This window comes from Tateyamaria sp. syn59, from assembly GCF_007995245.1.
GTDB lineage: Bacteria > Pseudomonadota > Alphaproteobacteria > Rhodobacterales > Rhodobacteraceae > Tateyamaria.
Genome location: NZ_VCBA01000010.1, coordinates 45,393 through 68,248, shown reverse-complemented (window position 1 = coordinate 68,248; position 22,856 = coordinate 45,393). Strand labels below are relative to the sequence as shown.

At 61.3% G+C, this 22,856-nt stretch carries 18 protein-coding genes; 15 read left to right on the top strand and 3 right to left on the bottom strand.

The features are described from left to right. The first annotated feature begins 31 nt into the window (after positions 1–31). From FD715_RS17415 to cysG, 7 genes are all read left to right on the top strand, one after another. Positions 32–1,372: a CmpA/NrtA family ABC transporter substrate-binding protein gene (locus FD715_RS17415; RefSeq protein WP_223274960.1), complete on the top strand. Its 1,341-nt coding sequence runs from the start codon at positions 32–34 to the stop codon at positions 1,370–1,372. Between the two features lie 243 nt (positions 1,373–1,615). After that, entirely contained in the window at positions 1,616–2,695 is a 1,080-nt protein-coding gene (locus FD715_RS17410; RefSeq protein WP_147112774.1) for an ABC transporter permease, read from the top strand. Between the two features lie 5 nt (positions 2,696–2,700). Next, the gene (locus FD715_RS17405) at positions 2,701–4,377 is read left to right on the top strand and encodes an ABC transporter ATP-binding protein (RefSeq protein WP_147112771.1); all 1,677 of its coding nucleotides are present in this window, start codon (positions 2,701–2,703) and stop codon (positions 4,375–4,377) included. Between the two features lie 5 nt (positions 4,378–4,382). Further along, a complete protein-coding gene (gene nirB / locus FD715_RS17400) occupies positions 4,383–6,815 on the top strand; it encodes a nitrite reductase large subunit NirB (RefSeq protein ID WP_147112768.1) in 2,433 nt (810 codons plus the stop codon). After that, positions 6,812–7,147 (top strand): nitrite reductase small subunit NirD, encoded by a 336-nt coding sequence (nirD, locus tag FD715_RS17395; protein ID WP_147112765.1) that lies wholly within the window; start codon positions 6,812–6,814, stop codon positions 7,145–7,147. The genes nirB and nirD overlap by 4 nt, the downstream gene beginning before the upstream one ends. Beyond that, the gene (locus FD715_RS17390) at positions 7,144–9,747 is read left to right on the top strand and encodes a nitrate reductase (protein WP_147112762.1); all 2,604 of its coding nucleotides are present in this window, start codon (positions 7,144–7,146) and stop codon (positions 9,745–9,747) included. Before nirD ends, FD715_RS17390 begins: the two co-directional genes overlap by 4 nt. Before the next feature lie 10 nt (positions 9,748–9,757). Continuing rightward, positions 9,758–11,155 carry a siroheme synthase CysG gene (cysG, locus tag FD715_RS17385; RefSeq protein ID WP_147112759.1) on the top strand — a complete coding sequence of 466 codons (1,398 nt, stop codon included), beginning with the start codon at positions 9,758–9,760 and terminating at the stop codon, positions 11,153–11,155. A 4-nt stretch (positions 11,156–11,159) separates the two neighbouring features. Here cysG and FD715_RS17380 read toward each other — a convergent pair whose 3' ends face one another. Beyond that, entirely contained in the window at positions 11,160–12,158 is a 999-nt protein-coding gene (locus tag FD715_RS17380; protein WP_147112756.1) for a hypothetical protein, read from the bottom strand. A gap of 126 nt (positions 12,159–12,284) precedes the next feature. Here FD715_RS17380 and FD715_RS17375 point away from each other — a divergent pair, with 126 nt between their 5' ends. Further along, the gene (locus FD715_RS17375) at positions 12,285–13,166 is read left to right on the top strand and encodes a LysR family transcriptional regulator (RefSeq protein ID WP_147112753.1); all 882 of its coding nucleotides are present in this window, start codon (positions 12,285–12,287) and stop codon (positions 13,164–13,166) included. A 25-nt stretch (positions 13,167–13,191) separates the two neighbouring features. On the opposite strand, the gene FD715_RS17370 is transcribed toward FD715_RS17375, so the two are convergent. Next, positions 13,192–14,109, bottom strand: a complete 918-nt coding sequence (locus FD715_RS17370) for a LysR substrate-binding domain-containing protein (RefSeq protein ID WP_147112750.1) — start codon at positions 14,107–14,109, stop codon at positions 13,192–13,194. A gap of 57 nt (positions 14,110–14,166) precedes the next feature. On the opposite strand from FD715_RS17370, the gene FD715_RS17365 reads away from it, so the two are divergent. From FD715_RS17365 to FD715_RS17335, 7 genes are all read left to right on the top strand, one after another. Beyond that, a complete protein-coding gene (locus tag FD715_RS17365; RefSeq protein ID WP_189799533.1) occupies positions 14,167–15,078 on the top strand; it encodes a DMT family transporter in 912 nt (303 codons plus the stop codon). A gap of 165 nt (positions 15,079–15,243) precedes the next feature. Beyond that, on the top strand, positions 15,244–15,624 hold the full coding sequence (locus FD715_RS17360; RefSeq protein ID WP_147112744.1) for a carboxymuconolactone decarboxylase family protein: 381 nt from the start codon (positions 15,244–15,246) through the stop codon (positions 15,622–15,624). 407 nt (positions 15,625–16,031) lie between these two features. Further along, positions 16,032–17,597 (top strand): peptide ABC transporter substrate-binding protein, encoded by a 1,566-nt coding sequence (locus FD715_RS17355; protein WP_147112958.1) that lies wholly within the window; start codon positions 16,032–16,034, stop codon positions 17,595–17,597. Between the two features lie 144 nt (positions 17,598–17,741). Beyond that, the gene (gene oppB, locus FD715_RS17350) at positions 17,742–18,674 is read left to right on the top strand and encodes an oligopeptide ABC transporter permease OppB (protein ID WP_147112741.1); all 933 of its coding nucleotides are present in this window, start codon (positions 17,742–17,744) and stop codon (positions 18,672–18,674) included. Next, the gene (locus tag FD715_RS17345) at positions 18,638–19,609 is read left to right on the top strand and encodes an ABC transporter permease (RefSeq protein ID WP_223274957.1); all 972 of its coding nucleotides are present in this window, start codon (positions 18,638–18,640) and stop codon (positions 19,607–19,609) included. The genes oppB and FD715_RS17345 overlap by 37 nt, the downstream gene beginning before the upstream one ends. A 33-nt stretch (positions 19,610–19,642) precedes the next feature. Further along, the gene (locus tag FD715_RS17340) at positions 19,643–20,590 is read left to right on the top strand and encodes an ABC transporter ATP-binding protein (RefSeq protein ID WP_147112737.1); all 948 of its coding nucleotides are present in this window, start codon (positions 19,643–19,645) and stop codon (positions 20,588–20,590) included. Further along, entirely contained in the window at positions 20,590–21,585 is a 996-nt protein-coding gene (locus FD715_RS17335) for an ABC transporter ATP-binding protein (protein WP_147112734.1), read from the top strand. The genes FD715_RS17340 and FD715_RS17335 overlap by 1 nt, the downstream gene beginning before the upstream one ends. Before the next feature lie 96 nt (positions 21,586–21,681). Here the strand turns inward: FD715_RS17335 and FD715_RS17330 are convergent, their stop codons facing one another. Then, positions 21,682–22,815 carry an aldo/keto reductase gene (locus FD715_RS17330; RefSeq protein WP_147112731.1) on the bottom strand — a complete coding sequence of 378 codons (1,134 nt, stop codon included), beginning with the start codon at positions 22,813–22,815 and terminating at the stop codon, positions 21,682–21,684. Positions 22,816–22,856 lie beyond the last annotated feature (41 nt).

Below are 22,856 nucleotides of genomic sequence, written 5' to 3'. Positions count from 1 at the left end.
GATGACCCGTCTCTTTACTTTCGCAGGTGCCATGGCTGCCCTGCTTGGCACGGCAGCACATGCCGAGCTGCTGGATCTGGAAAAGGATGAGCTGAAGTTTGGCTTCATCAAGCTGACCGACATGGCCCCCTTGGCCATCGCGTATGAAAACGGCTACTTCGAAGACGAAGGTCTGTTCGTGACGCTGGAAGCGCAAGCGAACTGGAAAGTGCTGCTGGACGGCGTAATCGACGGCCAACTTGATGGTGCACACATGCTGGCGGGCCAGCCCCTCGCCGCTACCATCGGCTACGGCACCGAGGCCCACATCATCACGCCCTTCTCGATGGACCTGAACGGCAACGGCATCACGGTTTCCAATGAAATCTGGGAGCAGATGAAGCCCCACGTTCCGCTGATGGACGATGGCCGCCCGCAGCACCCGATCAGTGCTGAAGCTCTGGCGCCGGTCGTTGAAGACTACAAAGACCAAGGCCTGCCCTTCAACATGGGCATGGTGTTCCCTGTCTCCACTCACAACTACGAAATCCGCTACTGGCTGGCCGCCGGTGGTCTGGAGCCTGGCTATTACAGCCCCGACAACATCACCGGCCAGATCGGTGCGGACGTGCTGTTGAGCGTGACCCCGCCCCCACAAATGCCCGCCACGATGGAAGCGGGCACAATATATGGCTACGCCGTGGGTGAGCCATGGAACCAGCAGGCCGTGTTCAAAGGGATCGGCGTTCCGGTCATCACCGACTATGACATGTGGAAGAACAACCCTGAAAAAGTGTTCGGCATCACCAACGAGTTCGCCGAAGAACATCCCAACACCACAAAGGCCATCACCAAGGCGCTGATCCGTGCGGCCATCTGGCTGGACGAGAACGACAACGCCAACCGCGAGGAAGCGGTCGAGATCTTGAGCCGCTCGGAATATGTGGGCGCGGATTACGACGTGATCGCGAACTCGATGACCGGTTTCTTTGAATTCGAGAAGGGCGACCGCCGCCCGGCCCCCGACTTCAACGTGTTCTTCCGCTACAACGCGACCTACCCGTTCTATTCCGACGCGATCTGGTACCTGACGCAGATGCGCCGCTGGGGTCAGATCTCGGAAGCCAAGCCTGACCAGTGGTATTTCGACATGGCCGCCAAGGTCTACAAGCCCGAAATCTACCTTGAAGCAGCCCGCCTGCTGGTGGACGAAGGTTTGGCCAATGAGGCTGACTTCCCCTGGGACAGCGATGGGTTCAAGGCACCGACGCCTGCCGCCGACATCATCGACGGCATCCCCTACGACGGGAAAGCGCCCAACGCTTACATCGACAGCCTGCCCATCGGCCTGAAGGGTGAGCAGAAGGTCGTCGGCAACGCTGTCGAAGGTTGAAAGCCATGAGGGGGTGGGCAGCGATGCCCACCTCACGCTGCCTCGCAGCAAACCGGCCCCAAAGGCGGTGCATCTGCTCAAAAAACAAGCACACTGCCGTGCCGCGAAACACCCTGTCACATCGTGTGCACAACCTGTGCACAGAGCGTGCACAGCCCGTACACCGCTGCATCGCAGCATCCGCCCATTCGAGCCTTGCAGAGCACATCCAAGCCATCTGCATCCACGCCAGGAGAGCCTGACATGACCGCCATCGACCCATCCGATCTGGACGCCGCAGCGCGCGAAGAACGCAAACAGCGGACATTCACCCGCATCAACGCCGCAGACAAATGGTTTCAGGTTCTTGGCCTCGCCTGGCTGACACCGGTGCTGAAGGCAGCGGCCGGTGACAACCCAAAGGCCCAGACCAAGGAAATCTGGCGCCTGCTGGGTGTGCCGCTTGTCGCCATCGGTTTTTTCCTCGTCGCATGGGCCTCGCTGGCACCAACGGTGCAGACTTCGCTGGGTGCGATCCCCGGACCCGCACAGGTTTGGGAGCAAGTCGGTAAGCTGCACGAAGACGCGCAGCGTGAGAAAGAGAAAGAAGCCGCGTTCTATGTCCGTCAGGACGAGCGTAACGCCAAGCTGATCGCAGATGGTCAGGCCGACCGTGTGAAAGAGCGCGTTTATACCGGCAAGCCGACTTACTACGATCAGATCTGGACCTCGATCCAAACGGTGTTTTTTGGCTTCCTGATCGCGTCTGTTGTTGCCATCCCGCTGGGCATCGCTGCCGGTCTGAGCCCGACGGTGAACGCGGCCATCAACCCGCTGATTCAAATCTTCAAGCCCGTGTCGCCGCTGGCATGGTTACCCATCGTGACGATGGTTGTGTCGGCCACTTATGCCGCCGACGGCTTCTTTGCCAAATCCTTCCTTACATCGGCCATCACCGTGACACTCTGCTCGCTTTGGCCGACGCTGATCAACACCGCGCTTGGGGTGGCCAGCATCGACAAGGATCTGGTGAGCGTGTCGAAGGTGCTGAAAATGAACACTTGGACCAAGATCACCAAGCTGGTCCTGCCCTCCGCCCTGCCGCTGATCTTTACCGGTCTGCGTCTGAGCTTGGGTGTTGGCTGGATGGTGCTGATCGCCGCCGAAATGCTGGCGCAGAACCCCGGTCTGGGCAAGTTTGTCTGGGATGAGTTCCAGAACGGATCGAGCCAGTCTCTCGCCAAGATCATGGTGGCCGTGTTCACCATCGGCATCATCGGCTTCCTGCTGGACCGCCTGATGTACGCCATCCAGTCCATGTTCACCTTCACGAACAACCGGTGATCGCCATGAGCATGATCGAGTTCAAAAACGTATCGAAGTATTTCGACGCAGGCACCGAGCGGACGGAGGTTTTGAAAGACATCTCTCTGTCCGTGAAAGAGGGGGAGTTTCTGGTCCTCCTTGGCTTCTCGGGCACCGGCAAGACGACCCTGATCAACCTGATGGCGGGTCTGGATACCCCGTCCTTCGGTGAGGTGACGTTCAAGGGCGCGCCCATCACCGGGCCGGGGCCGGAGCGTGGGGTGATCTTTCAGAGCTATTCGCTGATGCCCTGGCTGACGGTGAATGGGAATGTGGGTCTGGCTGTGGACACCATTTTCCCCAACCTGTCGAAGGCGGAGCGGGCCGAGAAGGTCGATCACTATGTGAAGATGGTGGGTTTGGGTCACGCGACCACGCGCCGTCCTGCCGAGTTGTCCGGCGGGATGCGGCAGCGGGTGAATGTGGCCCGTGCGCTGGCGATGAACCCCGAGGTGTTGCTGCTGGATGAGCCGCTTTCGGCGCTGGACGCACTGACCCGCGCCAATCTGGCCGACGAGATCGAACATATCTGGGAAGCCGACAAGAAGACCTGTGTGCTGATTACCAATGATGTGGATGAGGCGATTATCCTGGCCGACCGCATCATTGCGCTGAACCCGGACGGCACGTTGGGTAACGAGTTCTCTGTTTCCATCCCTCGCCCGCGTGATCGCATGGAGATGAACCATAACGATCAGTTCAAGCGGTTGCGGGCGCATGTGACCAAGTACCTGATGGATGTGGGGATCGAGGCCAAGGTCGAGGGCACCAAGGTGCTGCCCGATGTGACCCCAATTCATGGTGTGCCATCGGCTGTGGCCGAGGCGCAGAAGGGGATGATCGAGAACCGGTTCCTAGATTTCTCGCAGTTGCACAAGGTGTATCCGACGCCGAAGGGGCCGCTTACCGTGGTCGAGGATTTCGATCTGAAGATCAACAAGGGCGAGTTTATTTCGCTGATTGGCCATTCGGGCTGCGGCAAGTCGACCGTGCTGACGATGGCGGCGGGGCTGAACGAGATCTCCAAAGGGGCCATCAAGCTGGATGGTCGCCATGTGGAGGGTGCGGACCCCGAGCGGGCCGTGGTCTTCCAGTCACCCAACCTGTTCCCGTGGCTGAGCGCCAAGGAGAACGTGGCGATTGGTGTGGACAAGGTTTATCCCCGCGCGTCGCGTGAAGAGCGGCAGGATGTGGTGGAGTATTACCTTGAGCGGGTGGGACTGGCCGACGCGATGGACAAGCAGGCCGCGGACCTCTCGAACGGGATGAAGCAGCGGGTTGGCATTGCGCGTGCCTTTGCTCTGTCGCCGAAGCTGCTGCTGCTGGATGAGCCGTTTGGGATGCTCGACAGCCTGACGCGCTGGGAATTGCAGGAAGTTCTCATGGAGGTGTGGTCGCGTACCAAGGTGACTGCCATCTGTGTGACGCATGACGTGGATGAGGCCATTCTGTTGGCTGACCGGGTGGTCATGATGACCAACGGGCCGCAGGCGACCATTGGTAAGATTGTAGATGTGGACCTGCCCCGACCAAGGACGCGCAAGGCGCTGTTGGAGCATCCAGATTACTACAACTACCGGCAGGATGTGCTCGATTTCCTTGAAGAGTACGAGCACGGCGCCAAGCCGAAACCCAAGCCAAAAGCCATGGCAGCGGAGTGAAAGAGATGACACAGAATATCATCGTCATTGGTGCCGGCATGGCCTCGGGCCGTGCGCTGGAGCACCTGTTTGACGCGGGCGCGGACGTGAACGTCACGCTGTTCAACGCTGAGCCGCGCGGGAACTACAACCGCATCATGCTGTCGCCAGTGCTGGCGGGCGACAAGACCTACGAAGAGATCGTGACACACGATGCCGATTGGTACGAAGCCAACGGTGTCACCTGCCGCTTTGGCGAGCGGGTCGCATCGGTGGATCGGACAGCTAAGACAGTCACCGCAGAGAACGGTGACGTGCTGCCCTATGACAAGCTGATCTTCGGCACCGGGTCGAACCCGTTCATGATCCCCCTGCCCGGCCATGATTTGGACGGTGTGATCGCCTATCGCGATCTGGAAGACACCGAACTGATGATGTCGATGGGGCCGCAGAACAAGGTTGTAGTCATTGGCGGCGGCCTTCTGGGGCTTGAAGCAGCGGCTGGCATGGCCGCACGCGGTGTCGACGTGACTGTCGTGCACATCATGGGCCACCTGATGGAGCGTCAGCTGGACGAGGCCGCAGGCTATCTGCTGCGCAAGGCGCTGGTGGACAAGGGCATCACGGTGCTGTGTCAGGCGAACTCTAAGGAAATCCTGGGCGAAGATGGCAAGGTGAAGGCGTTGCTGCTGGATGATGGTACCGAACTGCCTTGCGACCTGCTGGTGATGGCCGTCGGTATCCGGCCCAACGTTGCGCTGGCGCAGGAAGCGGGCCTGGCTGTTGGCAAAGGCATCCACGTGGATGACCAAATGGTGACGTCGGACGAGAACATCCTCGCTGTCGGCGAATGTGTGGAGCACAACGGAGCGATCTTCGGCCTGGTCGCTCCGCTTTACGATCAAGCGAAGGTGGCGGCACAGACGATCCTTGGGGACGAGGCAGCGTTTGTGCAGAAGGAACTGAGCACGAAGCTTAAGGTGACAGGGTGTGACCTGTTCTCTGCCGGGGACTTTGCCGATGCCGAGGGGCGCGAGGACATTGTGTTCAGGGATCCCGGGCGCGGGGTGTATCGACGGCTTGTCATTGAGGACAATGTCGTGGTCGGCACCGTCATGTATGGCGACACCGCTGACAGCAATTGGTTCTTCGGCCTGATCCGCGACAAGACCGACATCGCCGAGATGCGCGATAGGGTGATCTTTGGCCCGGCCTACCAGGGGGGTGCCCCCGTGGACCCTTTAGCAGCCGTTGCAGCCTTACCGCGTGATGCGGAAATCTGTGGCTGCAACGGCATTTGCAAAGGCACCATCGTAGATGCAATCGAAGGTGGGGCGACCGACCTTACGGCTGTGAAAGCGGTGACCAAGGCATCTGCGTCCTGCGGGACATGCACCGGACTTGTGGAGCAGGTGCTGGCCGTCACGCTGGGCGATGATTTCGTCATGCCCGCGGCGCAGTCGATCTGTGGCTGCACCGATCTGACGCACGAAGACGTGCGGCGGATGATCAAGTCCCAGGAACTCAAGTCCATGGATGCCGTCTGGCAGGAATGTGGCTGGAAGACGCGGGATGGTTGCCATGTGTGCCGCCCTGCCCTGAACTATTACCTGATTGCGGACTGGCCGCTGGAATATCTGGACGACCCGCAGTCGCGCTTTATCAACGAGCGCAAGCACGCAAACATCCAGAAAGACGGCACGTTTAGTGTCGTGCCGCGGATGTGGGGTGGGATCACCACGCCGGATGAGCTGCGCGCGATTGCTGATGCCGCCGACAAGTACGATGTGCCAACGGTGAAAGTGACCGGTGGGCAGCGCATCGACTTGCTGGGCGTGAAGGGCGAGGACCTACCCGCGATCTGGGCCGATCTGAACGACGCCGGGATGGTGTCAGGCCATGCCTATTCCAAGGGTCTGCGCACGGTGAAGACCTGTGTGGGCACGGATCACTGCCGGTTTGGGACGCAGGACTCCACCGGCCTTGGCATCAAGCTGGAAAAGGCCTTGTGGGGGTCCTGGACCCCGCACAAGCTGAAGCTGGGTGTGTCAGGCTGCCCGCGCAACTGTGCTGAGGCGACCTGTAAGGACATCGGTGTTGTCTGTGTTGATAGCGGCTATCAGGTCGGGATCGGCGGTGCGGCGGGCATGGACGTCAAAGAGGTTGAGCGCCTGATTGATGTCGAGACTGAGGAAGAGACGATTATCGTCATCAAGGCGATGACGCAGCTTTATCGCGAGAACGCCAAGTATCTCGACCGTATCTACAAGTGGATGAACAAGGTTGGGCTCGACTGGATACGCGAGCGTATTGCCGATCCGGAGGAGCGCGACAGGCTCGCTGCCCGTTTCGACCTGTCCCAGACCGTTTACCAGAAAGACCCATGGGCCGAGCACGCCCAGAAGAAGGCCGCGATTTACCGGCCTGTTGCGAACCTGACGCTGGAGGCTGCGGAATGACCGATTGGATTGATATTGCAGCCCTCGACGACATTCCCCAGCGCGGCGCGCGCGTGGTGAAGACGCGCGCAGGGTGTGTGGCCGTGTTTCGGACGGCAGCGGATGAGGTGTTCGCGTTGGAGAACTCCTGCCCTCACAAGCAGGGCCCGCTGGCTGAGGGGATCGTGCATGGGTCTGCCGTGACCTGCCCGCTGCACAACTGGGTGATCTCGCTTGAGACCGGTCTGGTGCAGGGCAATGACGAGGGTCAGGTTGCCACCTATCCGGCGCGCGTTGAAGGCGGGCGCATCCTGCTGGATACCACGTTCCTGCAGGCACGGTCTGCCGCATGAGCACGTGCACGACCTGCCCATACTGCGGCGTAGGCTGCGGTGTGATCGCGTCGCCCGATGGGACCATCAAGGGCGACGCGCAGCATCCGGCAAATTTCGGGCGGTTGTGTTCGAAGGGCTCTGCCCTGGGCGAGACCATTGATCTGGAGGGTCGTTTGCTGGCCCCGACTGTGGGCGGGATCGAGGTTGGCTGGGACGAGGCGACCGCGCTTGTCGCACGGAAGTTTTCCGAGGTCATTCGCGATTATGGTCCTGAGTCCGTGGCGTTTTACGGCTCAGGTCAGTTGCTGACCGAGGACTACTATGTCGCCAACAAGCTGATGAAGGGATTTATCGGCGCGGCGAATATCGACACGAATTCAAGGCTCTGCATGGCGTCGTCCGTTGCGGGGCACAAGCGGGCCTTTGGCACCGATACGGTGCCGGGAACCTATGAGGATCTGGAAGAGGCTGATCTGATCGTGCTGGTCGGGTCGAACCTGGCGTGGTGCCATCCTGTCCTGCACCAGCGCATTGCGGCGGCCAAGGAGGCGCGGCCGGAGATGCGGATCGTGAACGTGGATCCGCGCCGGACAGCAACGTCGCAGCTTGCTGACTTGCATCTGAGTATTGCACCCGATGGCGATGTCGCCCTGTTCAATGGGCTTTTGGCGCATCTGGCGACGACGGGCCGGGTGAACCGCGCGTATGTCGATGCCCATGTGAACGGGTTTGAGCCTGCCTTGGCTGCCGCCTATGCGACCGAAGCGGCAGAGAGCGGTTTGTCAGCAGATGAGCTGGCGATTTTCTATTCCATGTGGGCGGGGACGGAGAAGGTTGTCACCGTCTATTCACAGGGTGTGAACCAGTCGTCCAGCGGGACCGACAAGGTGAACGCTATTGTCAATTGCCATCTGGCGACGGGCCGCATTGGTCGCGCTGGTATGGGGCCGTTTTCGGTGACCGGTCAGCCCAATGCGATGGGTGGGCGCGAGGTGGGTGGTTTGGCCAATATGCTGGCGAGCCATCTGGATATTGAGAATGCGGATCACCGGGCGGCGGTGCAGGCGTTCTGGGACAGTCCGACGATCTGTGAAGCACCCGGGCTGAAGGCGGTCGATCTGTTCAAGGCCTGTGCAGAGGGCAAGATCAAAGCGCTGTGGGTGATGTCCACCAACCCGGCTGTCAGCCTGCCCGATGCGCGGGGAGTGGCAGATGCGATTGCCAACGTGCCTTTTACCGTTGTGTCGGACATCATGGTGCGAACGGACACCGGTGATCTGGCCGATGTGCTGCTGCCTGCAGCGGGTTGGGGCGAGAAGAGCGGGACCGTGACGAACTCCGAACGCCGTATTTCGCGGCAGCGGGCGTTTTTGCCGGTGCCGGGGCAGGCGCGGCCCGATTGGAAGATCATCAGCGATGTGGCGGCGGCCATGGGCTGGACGGATGCCTTTGACTACACCAGCCCGGCGGATGTGTTTCGGGAGCACGCTGCGCTTTCTGCTGCAATGCGTCCGTTCAATCGGGACTTTGACATCAGCGGGTTGGCGACGCTTAGTGACGCGGAATATGACGCGATGGCGCCTGTGCAATGGCCGGTTCCGGCTGAGGGCAAGGGGCAGGCCCGCTTTTTTGCGGATGGTGGATTCTATCATCCGGATGGCAAGGCGCGCATGCTGCCGTTGACAGCGCCCACTGCCCTTCCATCGGGCCAGTTCCACCTCAACACAGGCCGTAACCGGGACCAATGGCACACTATGACGCGCACGGGCAAGGCCCCGCGCCTCGGGACCCATCTGGCGGAGCCTTATGTCGAGATCCATCCCGCCGACGCCGCCACACTGGGCATTGGCACGGCTGAGCTGTGTGTGGTGAGCGACGGCAAAAACCGCGCGATCCTGCGCAGCCTGCCGACCGACCGCGTCGTCTCTGGCGCCCTATTTGCACCCATGCACTGGACCCGGCAGCGGAGCACCTCCGGGACCGTCAACGCGGTTGTGCAGACGGGTACCGATCCCGTGTCCGGTCAACCTGCACTCAAATTTGGGCGTGTCACGGCCACGCGCTTTGCGGCGCGCTGGTACGGCTTTCTGGCCTCAGACCGGGCCGTGACGCCGCTGAGCGACTATTGCGCAGTGGCGCGCACTGACACCGGTTGGCAGGCGGAACTTGCGGGCAGCTCGAACCAGGCGCAGGCCGAAGACCTGCTTGCGCAGCTTGTCGGCACGCCCATGGGCAGCATCAGCATTGCCCTCGACACCGCAACTGGTAGCCAACGACTTGCGCATCATGTCGACGGACGTCTGAGCGCCTTGTTGTTTCTGTCACCCGAGCCTGTGCAATTGTCCCGCCCGCATGCCATTGCGGCCATCGGACAGGACAGCCCCGCAGGGGCCGCACTGGCGGGACGCGCCGCCGGGGCGCAGGCCGATCCCGGCCCGACTGTATGCGCCTGTATGAGTGTAGGCTTGAATGATCTGAAACGCGCCATTGCGGATGGCGCCGCCTCGGTCGAGGCGTTGGGTGACTGCACTGGCGCGGGCACCAATTGCGGTGCCTGCAAACCCGAACTTCAGGGCCTGCTGATCCCGGCAGAACCCGCAGCCGTCGCCGCAGAATAGGAGACTCGCCATGAAGACCTTTCCGATGTTCCTGACCATGACCGACCGCCGCGTTGTCATCCTTGGCGGCGGCGAACAGGCGACACAGAAATGCCGGCTGATGCTCAAAACCGAAGCCGCTATTGAGGTTTTTGCACCGACGCTGGATGTCGAATTGCAGGCGTTGGCCGATGCAGGACGGATCACGCATCGAACCGGCCCGATCACTGCGCACGTGCTTGAAGGGGCGCCCTTGGTTTTCATCGGCACAGGCTGCCCAGGAATAGACGCCGCGCTGCACGCCGTCGCGCGCGCTGCGGGCGCGTTGGTGAACGTCGTGGACCAGCCAGATCTTTGCGACGCGATCACCCCGGCCATCGTGGACCGTGACCCGGTGGTCGTTGCCATCGGCACCGAAGGCACAGCCCCCGTTCTGGCGCGTCAGGTCAAGACAGCGCTTGAACGGATGCTGGATCCGCGCCTGGGCGACCTGGCGGCACTGGCCGGGCGCTTGCGGGATTATGCGGCCCACCGACTGGGCCCACGCCAGCGGCGCGACCTATGGCGCTGGGTGTTCAATGGCCCGCTGCGCGTGCAGCACGCCAGTGAGGGAGACGCACCAGTGGCCCGTGCCATCAAGGAGGTCATTCGCACCGGCAAAGTGCCCGCGGCGGCCCCTGCTCCGGTGGCCCTTGTGGGCGCTGGTCCGGGATCAAGCGATCTGATTACGATGCGCGGTGTTCAACGGCTGCAAGAGGCGGACATCATCTTTTACGACCGCCTTGTCGATCCCGGCGTGCTGGAGTTGGCGCGCCGCGATGCCGAACGGGTGTTTGTGGGCAAGGAACCCGGCTGCCATGCCTGGCCCCAGGAAAAGATCAACGACATCATCGTGGCTGCTGCGAAACGCGGGCAGCGCGTCGTGCGCCTGAAATGCGGCGATCCGGGCGTATTTGCCCGTGGTGCGGAAGAGGCGGATGCCCTGCGCGCGGCCGATCTTGAGTACGAGATCGTTCCCGGTGTGACGGCGGCGAGCGGAGCAGCGGCGGCGGTTGGCGGCTTTCTGACGGAGCGGGGCAAGAGCGACACGCTTGTGCTGACGACCGGTCGCTGTGCCGATGGAAACGGTGTGCCGGACTGGGTGACGCATCTGACCGGGCGCAGCAACGTCGCTGTCTACATGGGTGTGGCGGCGGCGCCAAAGATCGCCGATTGTTTGTCGCGCGCGGGCCTGCTGGATCAGATCGAACTGACGGCGGTCAGCAAGGCGCAACACGCGGACCAGAAGGTGTTGCGCTGTGCGGCCTCTGACATGGTTGGGGAACTGGATCGCGCGGGGATCGAAAGCCCGGCCATTTTGTTCCTGTCGCATCGCGACGCGGCCACCGCCGACCTGTCGGATCCTGTCCCCCAGCTGGTGGCGGTCTGATCCGTCAGGCGCGTTTAAGCGACCAGACCATAGCCGTGTCGTAGCCCGCATCGCGCAACAGCTGTACCTTTGACGGCCACCCTGCCGGGCACACGACAAAGGCCGCCTGAATACCCCGTGCAACGAAAGCGGCTTCTGCAGCCTTCAGCAGAGTGGTCGCCTCTGCCCATGCCGATGTCAGCTTTTCGGCATCGTTGAGCGAGGTATGAAAGTAGTCATCAATGACCCCGATGCGGCTGATGTCATGCGCCGGCGGAAAGTGCAGGCGCGAGGCTGGCTGTGCAATCACATAGCCTGCGACCTGATAGGACGGGCCAAGCACCATCATATCGCGATCCGCCAAGGTCAGGCTGCGCGCCATCCATGCGGCAAAGCGGCTGTCAGCCTCCGGGTGGATGGCCCAGAACGGGTCAATTTCAAAGAGCCGTTGACGGTGTTCCGCGCTGCGCGCGACGATGCCGGGCACATCGCCTTCGGTTGCGGGACGCACTGGTGCGGGTATCTCTTGCCCCTGCAGATCGCTGCGCGAGAGGTAGAGTGTGAGAGGTTCGTACTTCTGTCTGTCAAAGGCCTGTTGCCAGCCCTCACCTGTAACAAAGGACGTCAGCAGGATTTCTGCGCCTGCGCCCTGAAGGACTGCTTCGGCGGCCCGCACAAGGGCGTCGACAGTGCCGTCCCGCGCATCCTCGGACACACAAGAGTCGGGCAGGATAAGCCCCGGTGGCCCCTTGGGCCCGGCGTAGATGGGCGGAACGGGCAGCAGCATCGCGTGGATGACGCCCGTGATCTTTCCACCGTCTTCGGCGACCTGCCAGAACTGGCGAACCGGCTGGTCCGGAGGGGTCAATGCGGCTGTCAGTGCTTGGCGGATCTGGATCGAAGCGTCTGAGGCGAGGGTCCACAGGGTCGCGTCCTTGACCGCGCGCTCGGCGGCGTCCGCCATCAGCAGGGGCACAAGATGCGGAATGTCCTGTAGTGTGGCCGGTCGTGTGATCAGCGGCATATGCTTGTCCTTGGCTGTGCCGCGCGGCCCGCAGCTTTGTGTCCTATATCGTGCGTTTGAGGTGATTTGACAAAACAGGACAATTGCCGGAGCGTTCAGAAAATCTATCGGCAGGAGGCCCGCAGTATGAACCGGCTGAACCTGAATGCATTGCGGGTGTTTGCGGTCGTGGCGCGGCATGGGAATTTGCAGCGCGCGGCGGACGAGCTTTGTATCTCACGCGGGGCTGTATCGCAGCGGATCAAACGGCTGGAGCTGGACCTTGGCGTCGTGTTGTTGGAACGGGGTGCGGGTGGCGTATCGGTGACGGCGGCGGGCGCGAGGTGCAAGGCGGCAGTTGATGCGGCGCTGGGGACGTTGGAGACCGCGCTTGTCGACATCAAGGACGCAGCGGGCACAGATCAGGTCACGCTCCACCTGGGCGCATCGACGGCCACGAAATGGTTGATGCCGCGGATCGGGGCATTTGATGCACGGTTTCCCAAGGTTGGCCTAAGGACCGAAGTGCATGATCAGGTCCTGTGCCGCAGCCTTGGGCGCAACGAAATCGCGATTTGGCCGGGTGCGGCGCCTGACCCGAACCCGGCGCATCACACGCGCCACCTCACTTCAATCCGGCTGGTTGCAGTGTGCAGCTCCGACCTGCTGCACGCGGATGCGCCGGTTGATCTGGACACGCTGCTGCGCATGCCGCTGCTCCAGGACGCGCATCGCCGGTGGGAGCAATTGATGGAGAATGCGGGACATGCGACACAGCGCAAGGTCCTGAATTTCGACCGCGCCGCCCTTGCCATAGATGCGGCGATCGGTGGGCACGGGGTCGCATTGGTGCCGAGCTATATGGTTGAGGTTGACGTTTCTGCCGGGCGGCTGGTCGAGATATGGGCGCATCCTGAACCTCCCGCCACGCACCTCTATGTGTCGTGGTCAAGGGAGCATATGGGACAGCGGCACCTCGGGCGAGTGGTTGACTGGATCGTGGCAGAGTTTGAGTTAGGGGCGCCGTAACAGGGTGGCCCGCCGCACAGCTATGCTACCCGGCCAACTCACATTCTAACCATTTGAGCAGCCGATCCGTGTCGGGGTGCTGATCCCGGCCCGCACTGCGGAACACGGACAGCTCATTGGAGCGCGCGACACTTTCCCGGCAGGGTCTGATCAGCTTGCCCTCGGCAATCATCGCTTCGGTCGTGCGTCGCCATCCGAGGGCAATGCCCTGCCCTGTCACTGCGGCCTGCAAAGCCACGGGATAGCTGTCAAACGGGACGATACGCGGGCGTGCCGGGGCCGACAGCCCGACGGTTTGCAACCAGTCGTGCCATTCCATCCAATCCTGCGGGATCACGGAATGGGACAAGAGCGGAAAGGAAAGCAGTTCCTTAATGCTGAGGGGCATCTGCCTGTCCTCGACCAGCGCGGGGGCGCAGACCGGGAAAATCTCATCTGCCGCTGTAAATGCCAAACGCGCCACACCCGATGCGCGGCCAGATGTCTGAATTGCGACATCGAACGCTTCGGCGCTTTGGGTCAACGGGTTCAACGCGCTCAGGACACGCAATTCGACCCCGGGAAACTGTTCGTGAAACCGCGACAGGCGAGGCATGAGCCAGTAAAACGCCTCGCACAGCTGGCAATGCAGCACCAGTTCCTGCGACCTGCGTTGCCCCCGGATATGCGCGACTTCCGTTGCAATATCTGCAAGCGCTGTGCCGACCACATGGCCAAGCCTGCGGCCCGCATCCGTCAGGAAAACGGCCCGGTTGCGGCGCTCAAATAGGCGCGTTCCCAATTCGCCTTCAAGCTGACCGATCTGTTTACTCACTGCCGTCTGGGTCATGCCCAACTCGTCGGCAGCCAGCGAAAAGCTTTCGAGCCGCGCGGCCGCCTCGAACGGGCGCAGACGCGAAAGAGGCGGCAGCGGGAGTGGCAGTAATCCATGACGAATGCTCATGCAAATTTCACCAAAACTCTTTTTTCAAAAGAAGCCTTACATGATTTTTGTCACCAAATGAACATCGGAGGTGACAGCTTGGCGTCAGAAACAGGACACATACCGAAAGCAGTTTTCGCCATCATCATCTCGGTTGCGGCGCTGTCGCTCGGCGACGCATTAATCAAGGGCACGAGCCTGTCGCTCCCGCTCTGGCAGATCTACATCCTACGGTCGGCCCTGGTTGTGCCTGTTTTGTGGGGTATTGTCCGGTTTCGCGGCGCGGGACGGCCCAAATCATTCGCATGGGTTACACTGCGCAGCGTTTTGCTTGTCGCGATGTGGCTAAGCTACTATTCGGCCCTGCCCCTCATGCCATTGTCACTTGCGGCTGCTGCCTATTACACAGCGCCGATCCTGATCACGGTGTTGGCGGCGGGCATGTCCCGTCAATGGCCGACACGGCGTTTGCTGTGTGCCATCTGCCTCGGTTTTGCGGGCGTGATCCTGATTTTGCGACCTGACACATCTGGATTTGAGTTTGCAACACTGCTGCCGGTCGTTGCCGCATTCTTATACGCATGCGCCATGGTTTTGACGGCGCGGACATGCCGCGATGACGATCCTTTCACCCTGGCCCTCGCGCTCAACATCGCGTTCATTGTCACGGGAGTCGGTTTGGCAATGTTTTCCGACGTTGAAGGGTCATTTGTCTTTGGCCCATGGCAAAGCGTGGACGCCGGTTTGCTCGGCGTTGTTGCGGCACTATCCATGGCGATCCTGATCGGCAGCGTTGGGGCCGCGGTCGCGTATCAGACCGGACCACCCACTACCATCGCCGCATTCGACTATTCTTACCTGGCGTTCAGCCTGATGTGGGGTGCGCTGTTCTTCGATGAGTGGCCGACGGTCGTTGGGATGGCGGGTATTGCGATGATCGCTTTGGCCGGATGTCTGTCGCTGCCCAAGCCGGATCGGAGGAAATCGTAGTCGCCATTAGGCACCGGGATCCGTGGCAGCGTCCGTTCCGATGTCACGCTGGCCTGTCACGATCCGGGTGACGAAAGCGGAATGTGCCCCACCAACCGTAGTTGCCTTTCGCCGACCGATCTATTCAGATTGGAAACACGGCAACCATAACAATGGCGAACAGACATGGACACATTCGACGAAGACCTTTTCCTCAAGGGCCTGGCGCAGCGCAAGGCAACGCTAGGGGCCGACTATGTGGAGCGGAATCTGGCAGCAGCAGATGACTTTACTCGCCCGTTTCAAGAGGCGATGACCGCATGGTGCTGGGGCTTTGGCTGGGGTGACGACGTGATAGACGCCAAGACCCGGTCCATGATGAACCTGTCGATGATCGGTGCCCTGGGAAAGATGCAGGAGTGGGAAATTCACTGCCGGGGCGCCATCACCAACGGGGTCAGCCGCGAAGAGATACGCGCCATCATTCACGTCATCGGGATCTACTGCGGTGTGCCGCAGGCGCTTGAGTGCTTTCGCGTCGCACGCAAGGTGTTGGACGAGACATGAAGGTTCTGCTGATCAAGCTGACTTTGAAATGACGGACAGGGTCCGCCACGCGAGCCTTTCGCAAACCATTGAACATGCAGGGTAGATGCCTATATACGCCACCGCCGATTTCCCATTTTCTCGGGACATCGAAGATCAAATTGACTATACGTGACCTCACTTGCCCAACATGGCATCCGCACCGATGAAGCGGTCAGCACCGGAGTTTGTTTTCAGCAAAAAACCCGCTCTTGCGCAGAAGTTCGCCGACCAGCGCCTTCCCTGACGCCAGTTTGATCAAACGCGGCTTGGCCTTGGTCGTGTATCCGTCACAATACAACCAGAAAACGAATGATCACAAACAGAGGAGATCCCCATTGCACAGCCGCTCGTTTATCGCCGCAGCCCTTGCCACGACGTTCCTGACGATGCCCGCCTTAGCCGCCGATGTGCCCGCAGGCGTGACGTTGGCCGAAGAGCAGACATTCACCTACCGGACGCTTGACGAGTTTTCGTCACTTGACCCGCAGGTTGTCGAGGATGTGGACGGCTCAAACATCGTGCGCGATCTGTTCGAGGGGCTGTATAATCAGGATGCGGACGGGAACCTGGTGCCCGGTGTTGCACTGAGCCATGAGGCGTCTGCGGACAACCTGATCTATACGTTCACATTGCGCGATAATGCGGTCTGGTCCGATGGCGCGCCTGTAACGGCAGGTGATTTCGTCTATGCGTGGCAGCGCGCCGTCGATCCCGAGCTGGCCTCGCCCTATGCCTGGTACATGGAGTTGATGTCCATCGAGAACGGGGCCGCCATCGTCGCCGGAGAGATGGAGCCGTCGGAGCTGGGCGTGTCTGCCCCGGATGACCGGACATTGGTCGTCAACCTGTCAAAGCCGCTGCCCTATTTCACCAAGATGGTTACGCACGCCACGACCTTCCCTGCCCCTCGCTGGGTGATCGAAGAGCATGGCGCCGAGTGGACAAGGCCCGAAAACATGGTGAGCAACGGCGCCTTTGTTCTGGAAGCGCATGTGCCCAAGGAACGTTCGGTCCGGGTGCGCAACGAGAATTACTGGGACAATGAAAACACCGTTCTGGAAACGGTAACAACGCTGGTCATCGGCGATGACGCTCAGGGCCTAACACGCTGGCGTGCGGGCGAGGTCGACATGACCGACATTCCCGCCGGCCAATACCCTGCCCTGGCCGAGGAATTCCCGGACGAGGCGTTCGCCCTGCCTCGGCTGTGCAACTACTATTTCAACTTCAACCTCGCCTCCGGCCCCGAAGCGTTCCAGGACGTGCGAGTGCGTCAGGCCCTTGCGCTTGCCATTGACCGCGAAGTGATCGTGGACCGCGTTTTGCAGGGCGGTCAGTTCCCGGCCTTTACCTTTACCCCGGCGGCAACCGCCGATTTCGAGGTGCCCGAGGTCGAGATGGCGTCAATGACGCAGGCCGAGCGTGACGCCAAGGCAAGGGAACTGCTGGCCGAGGCGGGGTATGGCGAAGGCGGTGAGCCGCTGAGCTTCAACTACCTCTACAACACCAACGAAGCGCACCAGCAGGTGGCCATTGTCGCGACCCAGATGTGGAAGCAGAAGCTGGGCATCGACGTGACGCTGGAAAACCAGGAATGGAAGGTCTTCCTCGAGACCCGCGGCGCTCAGAACTACGACATGGCACGCGGCGCGTGGTGTGGTGACTACAACGAGGCGTCGACCTTCCTTGACCTGCTGACCACCGAGTCCGGTTACAACGACGCCAAATTCTCGAACGCGCGCGTGGACGAGCTGATGACCGAAGCCAAGTCGTCCAGCGACCCCCAACCGCTCTACACCGAGGTGGAGCAGATCGTGGCCGCCGAAATGCCGGTGATCCCGATCTATCACTACTCGACCAATGTCATGCTGTCCGACGCCATCCAGGGCTGGCCCATGAACAATGTCGAGCAGAACTGGTATTCCAAAGACCTATACCGCGTCGCTGATTGACGTGGATGGCCCCCGGCCAATGCGCCGGGGCGACGACTTGACCATGTGCTGCCGCATCGGCGGCGCATGCGAGTGCTTTTTTGGATAATGTGCTTCTAAGACCGGAAGATGGTCCCCAACCGCGTCCACTGATAGGAACGCTTTATGCTCAATTACACGCTTCGCCGTCTTCTGATGGTGCTGCCAACGCTTCTGATCCTCGTGATCTTTGCCTTCTACCTGATGCGCCTGGCCCCCGGCGGGCCATTCACCTCTGAACGTCCGCTGCCGCCCGCGGTGATGGCAAACGTGCTGGAACGCTACGGGATGGACGAACCGCTGCACGTCCAGCTCTGGACCTACGTGCGCAATATCGTCTGCTGTTTCGACTTCGGGCCCAGCTTTTCACAGAAGGACCGGACGGTGAACGACGTCATCGCACAGGGCTTTCCCGTGACGCTGACCTACGGCTTCTGGTCAGCGGTGTTCGTGCTGGTGCTGGGCATCCCGCTCGGGATCATCGCGGCGCTCCGGCACAACGGGTTCTGGGACTACACGATGACGGGCCTCGCCATCTTTTCCCAAATCTTTCCCAACTTCGTTCTGGCGCCATTGCTTGTTCTGCTGTTCACGCTGTCATGGGGCCTGTTGCCGGGAGGCGGGTGGAATGGCGGTCAGTGGCAATACGTTGTCATGCCGGCCATCGCACTTGGCACATCCTACATGGCGTCGGTCGCGCGTCTAACCCGCGGGTCCATGCTGGAAGTGCTGAACTCGCCTTACATACGCACCGCGCGCGCCAAGGGTCTGCCAGAGCGGACGATCATCCTGCGCCATGCGTTGAAGCCTGCGCTCTTGCCGACGCTCACCTATATGGGCCCCGTCTTTGTCTACATGATCACCGGGTCGGTGTTCGTGGACGTCTTCTTTTCCACCGGCGGGATCGGGCAGGATTTCATCAATGGCGCCTACAGCCGTGACTATTCAGTCCTTCTGGGCCTTGCGATCCTCTACGCCGTCCTGACCTTTGCGCTGACGCTGATGGTTGATCTGCTGTACGCTTGGATCGATCCCAAGGTACGGGCGGGTCTGGCATGATCCTGTCAGCGGCCCGCCGCCGTCTGCAATCGCGCGCCTTTGCCGAGGAACGCGCGCCGGAGATGATCGCCTCCCGCTCATTCTGGGCAGATGCCGGGCGGCGCTTTTTGAACAACCGCATGGCGGTCTTTTCCGTGGGAATGCTGAGCCTGCTGATCCTGTTTTCGATCTTTGGCAACCTGTTTGCCCGCTGGTCCTACGAAGAGATTGACTGGAACATGCTGGGCCGCATCAAGGAAGACGGCGGCCCGTCATTGGAGAACGGCCACTGGTTCGGCGTCGATGAACTGGGCCGTGACCTATATGCCCGTGTTGTGCAGGGCACGCGCACCTCGCTGCTGGTGGGCTTTATCGCCGGGCCGGTGTCGGTGCTGTTGGGCGCCACGCTCGGAGCCCTCGCTGGATACTATGGCGGACGGCTCGACCGCACGGTGCTCGCCGCTTACACGATCTGGCTGGCAATCCCCTACATTATCTTCTTTGTCGTCTGGCAGGCGTTCTTCGGTCGCTCGATGAGCCAGATGATCCTCGTCATCATCCTCGTGAACTGGACCGCGGGCCTGCTGATCGTTCGGGGGCAAGTTATGATGCTCAAGAACCGCGAATTCGTGGACGCAGCGCGGATGCTGGGTATGTCGGATTTCAAGATCATCTTCCGGCATCTTGCTCCGAACGTGTTGTGGGTCGTTGTGATCTACACTTCCATCGTCATCCCTGAAGTGATCATGATGGAAAGCCTTGTGTCCTTCCTGGGCGTCGGCATTCAGGAACCCAACACGTCCATCGGCGCGCTTCTGTCCCAGGGGGCGTCGACCATGACGTTTGGCACCCTCTGGCAGTTGGGCTTTCCCGCGGCCATCTTCGTCATCGCGCAGGTATCCCTGTTCTATATCGGGGACGGGCTGCGCGACGCCCTGGACCCCAAGGATAGATGAGTTGAACCATCCGAAAACACAGGGCGCTACCAGATGCTGAGCGTCCGCAACCTGCACATCCGCTTTCGCACCGGCGACGGTATGGTGCACGCGGTCAATGACGTATCCTTTGACGTGGGCGCCAGCCAGCACATCGCACTTGTCGGCGAAAGTGGGTCAGGCAAGTCTCAGATTGCATTGGCGATCATGGGCTTGCTGGCAAAGAATGCCGAGGTTGACGGCGAGATCCTGTGGAACGGACAAGACCTACTTGCAGCGTCGCAACGCGACATGAACCGCGTCCGCGCCCGAGAGATCGGGATCATCTTTCAGGATCCCATGTCTTCGCTCAACCCCTACATGACCATCGAGCGGCAGCTGACGGAGATCGTCGAACACCACCAGGGGATGTCGCGCCGCGATGCGCGCGCCCGCGCACTTGAGGTGATGGATGCGGTGCGCATCCCGGATGCCAAGGCACGATTGCGGGCATATCCGCATGAATTCTCGGGCGGTATGCGACAGCGCATTGTCATCGCGATGGCCCTGATGTGTCGGCCCGAGCTGATCCTGGCGGACGAGCCGACGACCGCACTTGATGTGACGGTGCAAGCCCAGATCATGCAATTGCTGGCCGATGTGCAGCAGGATTTCGGGACGTCGGTTGTTCTGATCACGCATGATCTAGGTGTTGTGGCCGGGTTCTGCGAAGAGGTTCTTGTTCTCTACGGCGGGCGCATAATGGAAGAAGCGGTGACAACCAAATTGTTCGACAAACCGGCCCATCCCTACACCCGTGGCCTGTTGCGTGCTGTCCCGAATATCGAAGATCCATCCGACGCGTTGACCGCCATCCCCGGCAGCCCACCCAGCCAGCACCGGTTTCCGCAGGCCTGTCCCTTTGCACCGCGTTGCGTGGACGCGGTGGACACCTGCCACGATACGCTGCCCGCATTGCAAAAGGGTCGTGCCTGCTTGCGCCCGGTTGAGGAGTTGACGTGATGCTTGCCGTGGAAAACGCCCATGTCACCTTTCCAGTAGCGCAAACCAAGAAATGGCCGTGGTCGCCGCCGGGTATCGTGCGCGCGGTGAATGGCATTTCCTTTGAACTGGCGGCCGGAAAGACGCTTGGCGTCGTTGGCGAGTCAGGGTGCGGCAAGTCCACCTTGATCCGCGCGGTTGCCGGTCTGACGCCGCTTGAGGCAGGCAATGTGACTCTTGATGGTCAGCCGGTGGACTACCATGATCGTGCGTCCATGCAGCGGTTGCGCGCCACGATGCAGATGATTTTTCAGGATCCCATTGCATCACTCAATCCGCGCATGACGATCCGCGAAATCGTGACCGAGCCGCTGACATTCTTCAAACCCGAGATGACGCCGGCGGGCCGGCAGGATGCCGCGCTGGCCATGCTTGACCGCGTGGGGATCCCACAGGCGCAGGCCAACCGCTTTCCGCACGAGTTTTCGGGGGGACAGTGCCAGCGCATCGGGATCGCACGTGCGCTGGTGGCCGGGCCGAAGGTGCTCTTGTGCGACGAACCGGTGTCGGCCCTTGACGTGTCGATCCAGGCGCAGGTGGTCAATCTGCTCAAGGAATTGCAACGCGAGATGGGGCTCGCCATCGTTTTCGTTGCGCATGACCTCGGCGTGGTGCGACACATCTCGGACGACGTTTTGGTCATGTATATGGGGGCACCGATGGAGCGAGCGCCCGCCCCCGAGTTGGTACGCGCGCCCCGACACCCTTATGCGCAGGCCCTGCTGTCGGCGGTACCGGTGCCAGACCCGAGTGTCCGCATAACACCGCAGATGTTGGAGGGCGACCTGCCCAGCCCAATGGACCTGCCACCCGGCTGTCTGTTTGAATCCCGCTGTCCAAAGGCGATGCCAAAATGCCGGGACGCCCGACCGCCGATGATCGGTCAGGGACAACATCAGGCCGCATGCCTGTTGTTACAGGACGCGCTGGCTGAGGCTAGTATGCCCGCAGAGTAGCCCCGTTGCGATGCGTCACCGGCAGAGCGCGCGGTGAACACAGCAGTTGACCGCCCGACGCTTGCCTGACGGTCCCCGTGCTACGCATCGCCAGGTTCACGCGTCCGGCGCCTCGACATCGGACCACGCGGCCACAAGGTCCGGAGCACGACCGCCCTGCACGGCGATCCCATCCAACGCGGTCGTCAGTTCGGCCAGTTCGGCATCCGTGAAACTGATCTGCGCTGCAGCCACGTTGTCGCGCAGATGCGGCATCTGCGTTGTCCCTGGGATCGGCACGATGGTATCGCCTTGAGCCAGCAGCCAGGCCAACGCGATCTGACCGGGCTTGGCGCCCTTGCGCGCAGCCCAGTCGCGGGCCAACTCGACCAGCGCCATGTTGGTCTCCCGGTTCTCCGGTGCCATCCGCGACGTGTTTGCCCGAAAGTCGCCGGGCGCAAAGCTTGTCTGCATATCAACGGCCCCAGTCAGAAACCCGTAACCCAGCGGCGCAAATGGGACAAAGCCGATGCCAAGCTCGCGGGTGAGCGGCAGGATGTCCGCCTCGCGACCACGCCACAGCATCGAATACTCACTTTGAACCGCGGCCACCGGCAGCAGCGCATGGGCCCGGCGCAGGGTGTTTGGACCCATCTCGGACAGGCCCCAGTGCAGGACTTTGCCCTCGTCCATCAGGTCCTTCACCGTGCCGGCAACATCTTCCATCGGCACATTGGGATCGACACGATGCTGGTACAGCAGATCAATGCGATCCGTCCCCAGACGCTGAAGCGATCCTTCGACCGCCCGCCGAATGGAAGCAGGTCGGCTGTTGACACGAAAGTCCCAGACGCCCGTATCCGGATCGACGTTGAACCCGAACTTTGTTGTGATCTGCGCGTCATCGCGGAAAGGCTTCATCGCCTCGCCCAGGATGCGTTCGCATTCAAAGGGTCCATAGATCTCAGCGCAGTCAAAGAACGTCACGCCTCGATCATGCGCATCCCGAATAAGGGCGATCATGTCGTCGCGGTCCGGGACAACAGTATGAAAGGTGCGGTCCATGTTCTGAACCCCGAGGCCAAGTTCGGACACCTCGAGACTGCCCAGCATGCGACGGCCCGGTGCGGGCTGCGGTGTTGTCTGCGCGACGGCAGGCGCTCCTCCCATGGCGATGGCAGCGGCCGTTGCGGGGATACCGGCCAGAAACGCGCGGCGCCGGGTGTTGATGTCACGATCTGTGTCAGACATGGTCTCTCTCCTTGGGCGTTGGGTTTTGGTTTTTCGTTAGG

Coding starts and splice junctions, on each gene's coding strand:
- FD715_RS17375 (WP_147112753.1), top strand. CDS start 12,285: ATGAACCGGCTGAACCTGAATGCATTGCGGGTGTTTGCGGTCGTGGCG.
- cysG (WP_147112759.1), top strand. CDS start 9,758: ATGAAGACCTTTCCGATGTTCCTGACCATGACCGACCGCCGCGTTGTC.
- FD715_RS17370 (WP_147112750.1), bottom strand. CDS start 14,109: ATGAGCATTCGTCATGGATTACTGCCACTCCCGCTGCCGCCTCTTTCG.
- nirD (WP_147112765.1), top strand. CDS start 6,812: ATGACCGATTGGATTGATATTGCAGCCCTCGACGACATTCCCCAGCGC.
- oppB (WP_147112741.1), top strand. CDS start 17,742: ATGCTCAATTACACGCTTCGCCGTCTTCTGATGGTGCTGCCAACGCTT.
- nirB (WP_147112768.1), top strand. CDS start 4,383: ATGACACAGAATATCATCGTCATTGGTGCCGGCATGGCCTCGGGCCGT.
- FD715_RS17335 (WP_147112734.1), top strand. CDS start 20,590: ATGCTTGCCGTGGAAAACGCCCATGTCACCTTTCCAGTAGCGCAAACC.
- FD715_RS17340 (WP_147112737.1), top strand. CDS start 19,643: ATGCTGAGCGTCCGCAACCTGCACATCCGCTTTCGCACCGGCGACGGT.
- FD715_RS17355 (WP_147112958.1), top strand. CDS start 16,032: ATGCCCGCCTTAGCCGCCGATGTGCCCGCAGGCGTGACGTTGGCCGAA.
- FD715_RS17410 (WP_147112774.1), top strand. CDS start 1,616: ATGACCGCCATCGACCCATCCGATCTGGACGCCGCAGCGCGCGAAGAA.
- FD715_RS17390 (WP_147112762.1), top strand. CDS start 7,144: ATGAGCACGTGCACGACCTGCCCATACTGCGGCGTAGGCTGCGGTGTG.
- FD715_RS17330 (WP_147112731.1), bottom strand. CDS start 22,815: ATGTCTGACACAGATCGTGACATCAACACCCGGCGCCGCGCGTTTCTG.
- FD715_RS17365 (WP_189799533.1), top strand. CDS start 14,167: ATGAACATCGGAGGTGACAGCTTGGCGTCAGAAACAGGACACATACCG.
- FD715_RS17405 (WP_147112771.1), top strand. CDS start 2,701: ATGAGCATGATCGAGTTCAAAAACGTATCGAAGTATTTCGACGCAGGC.
- FD715_RS17360 (WP_147112744.1), top strand. CDS start 15,244: ATGGACACATTCGACGAAGACCTTTTCCTCAAGGGCCTGGCGCAGCGC.
- FD715_RS17415 (WP_223274960.1), top strand. CDS start 32: ATGGCTGCCCTGCTTGGCACGGCAGCACATGCCGAGCTGCTGGATCTG.
- FD715_RS17380 (WP_147112756.1), bottom strand. CDS start 12,158: ATGCCGCTGATCACACGACCGGCCACACTACAGGACATTCCGCATCTT.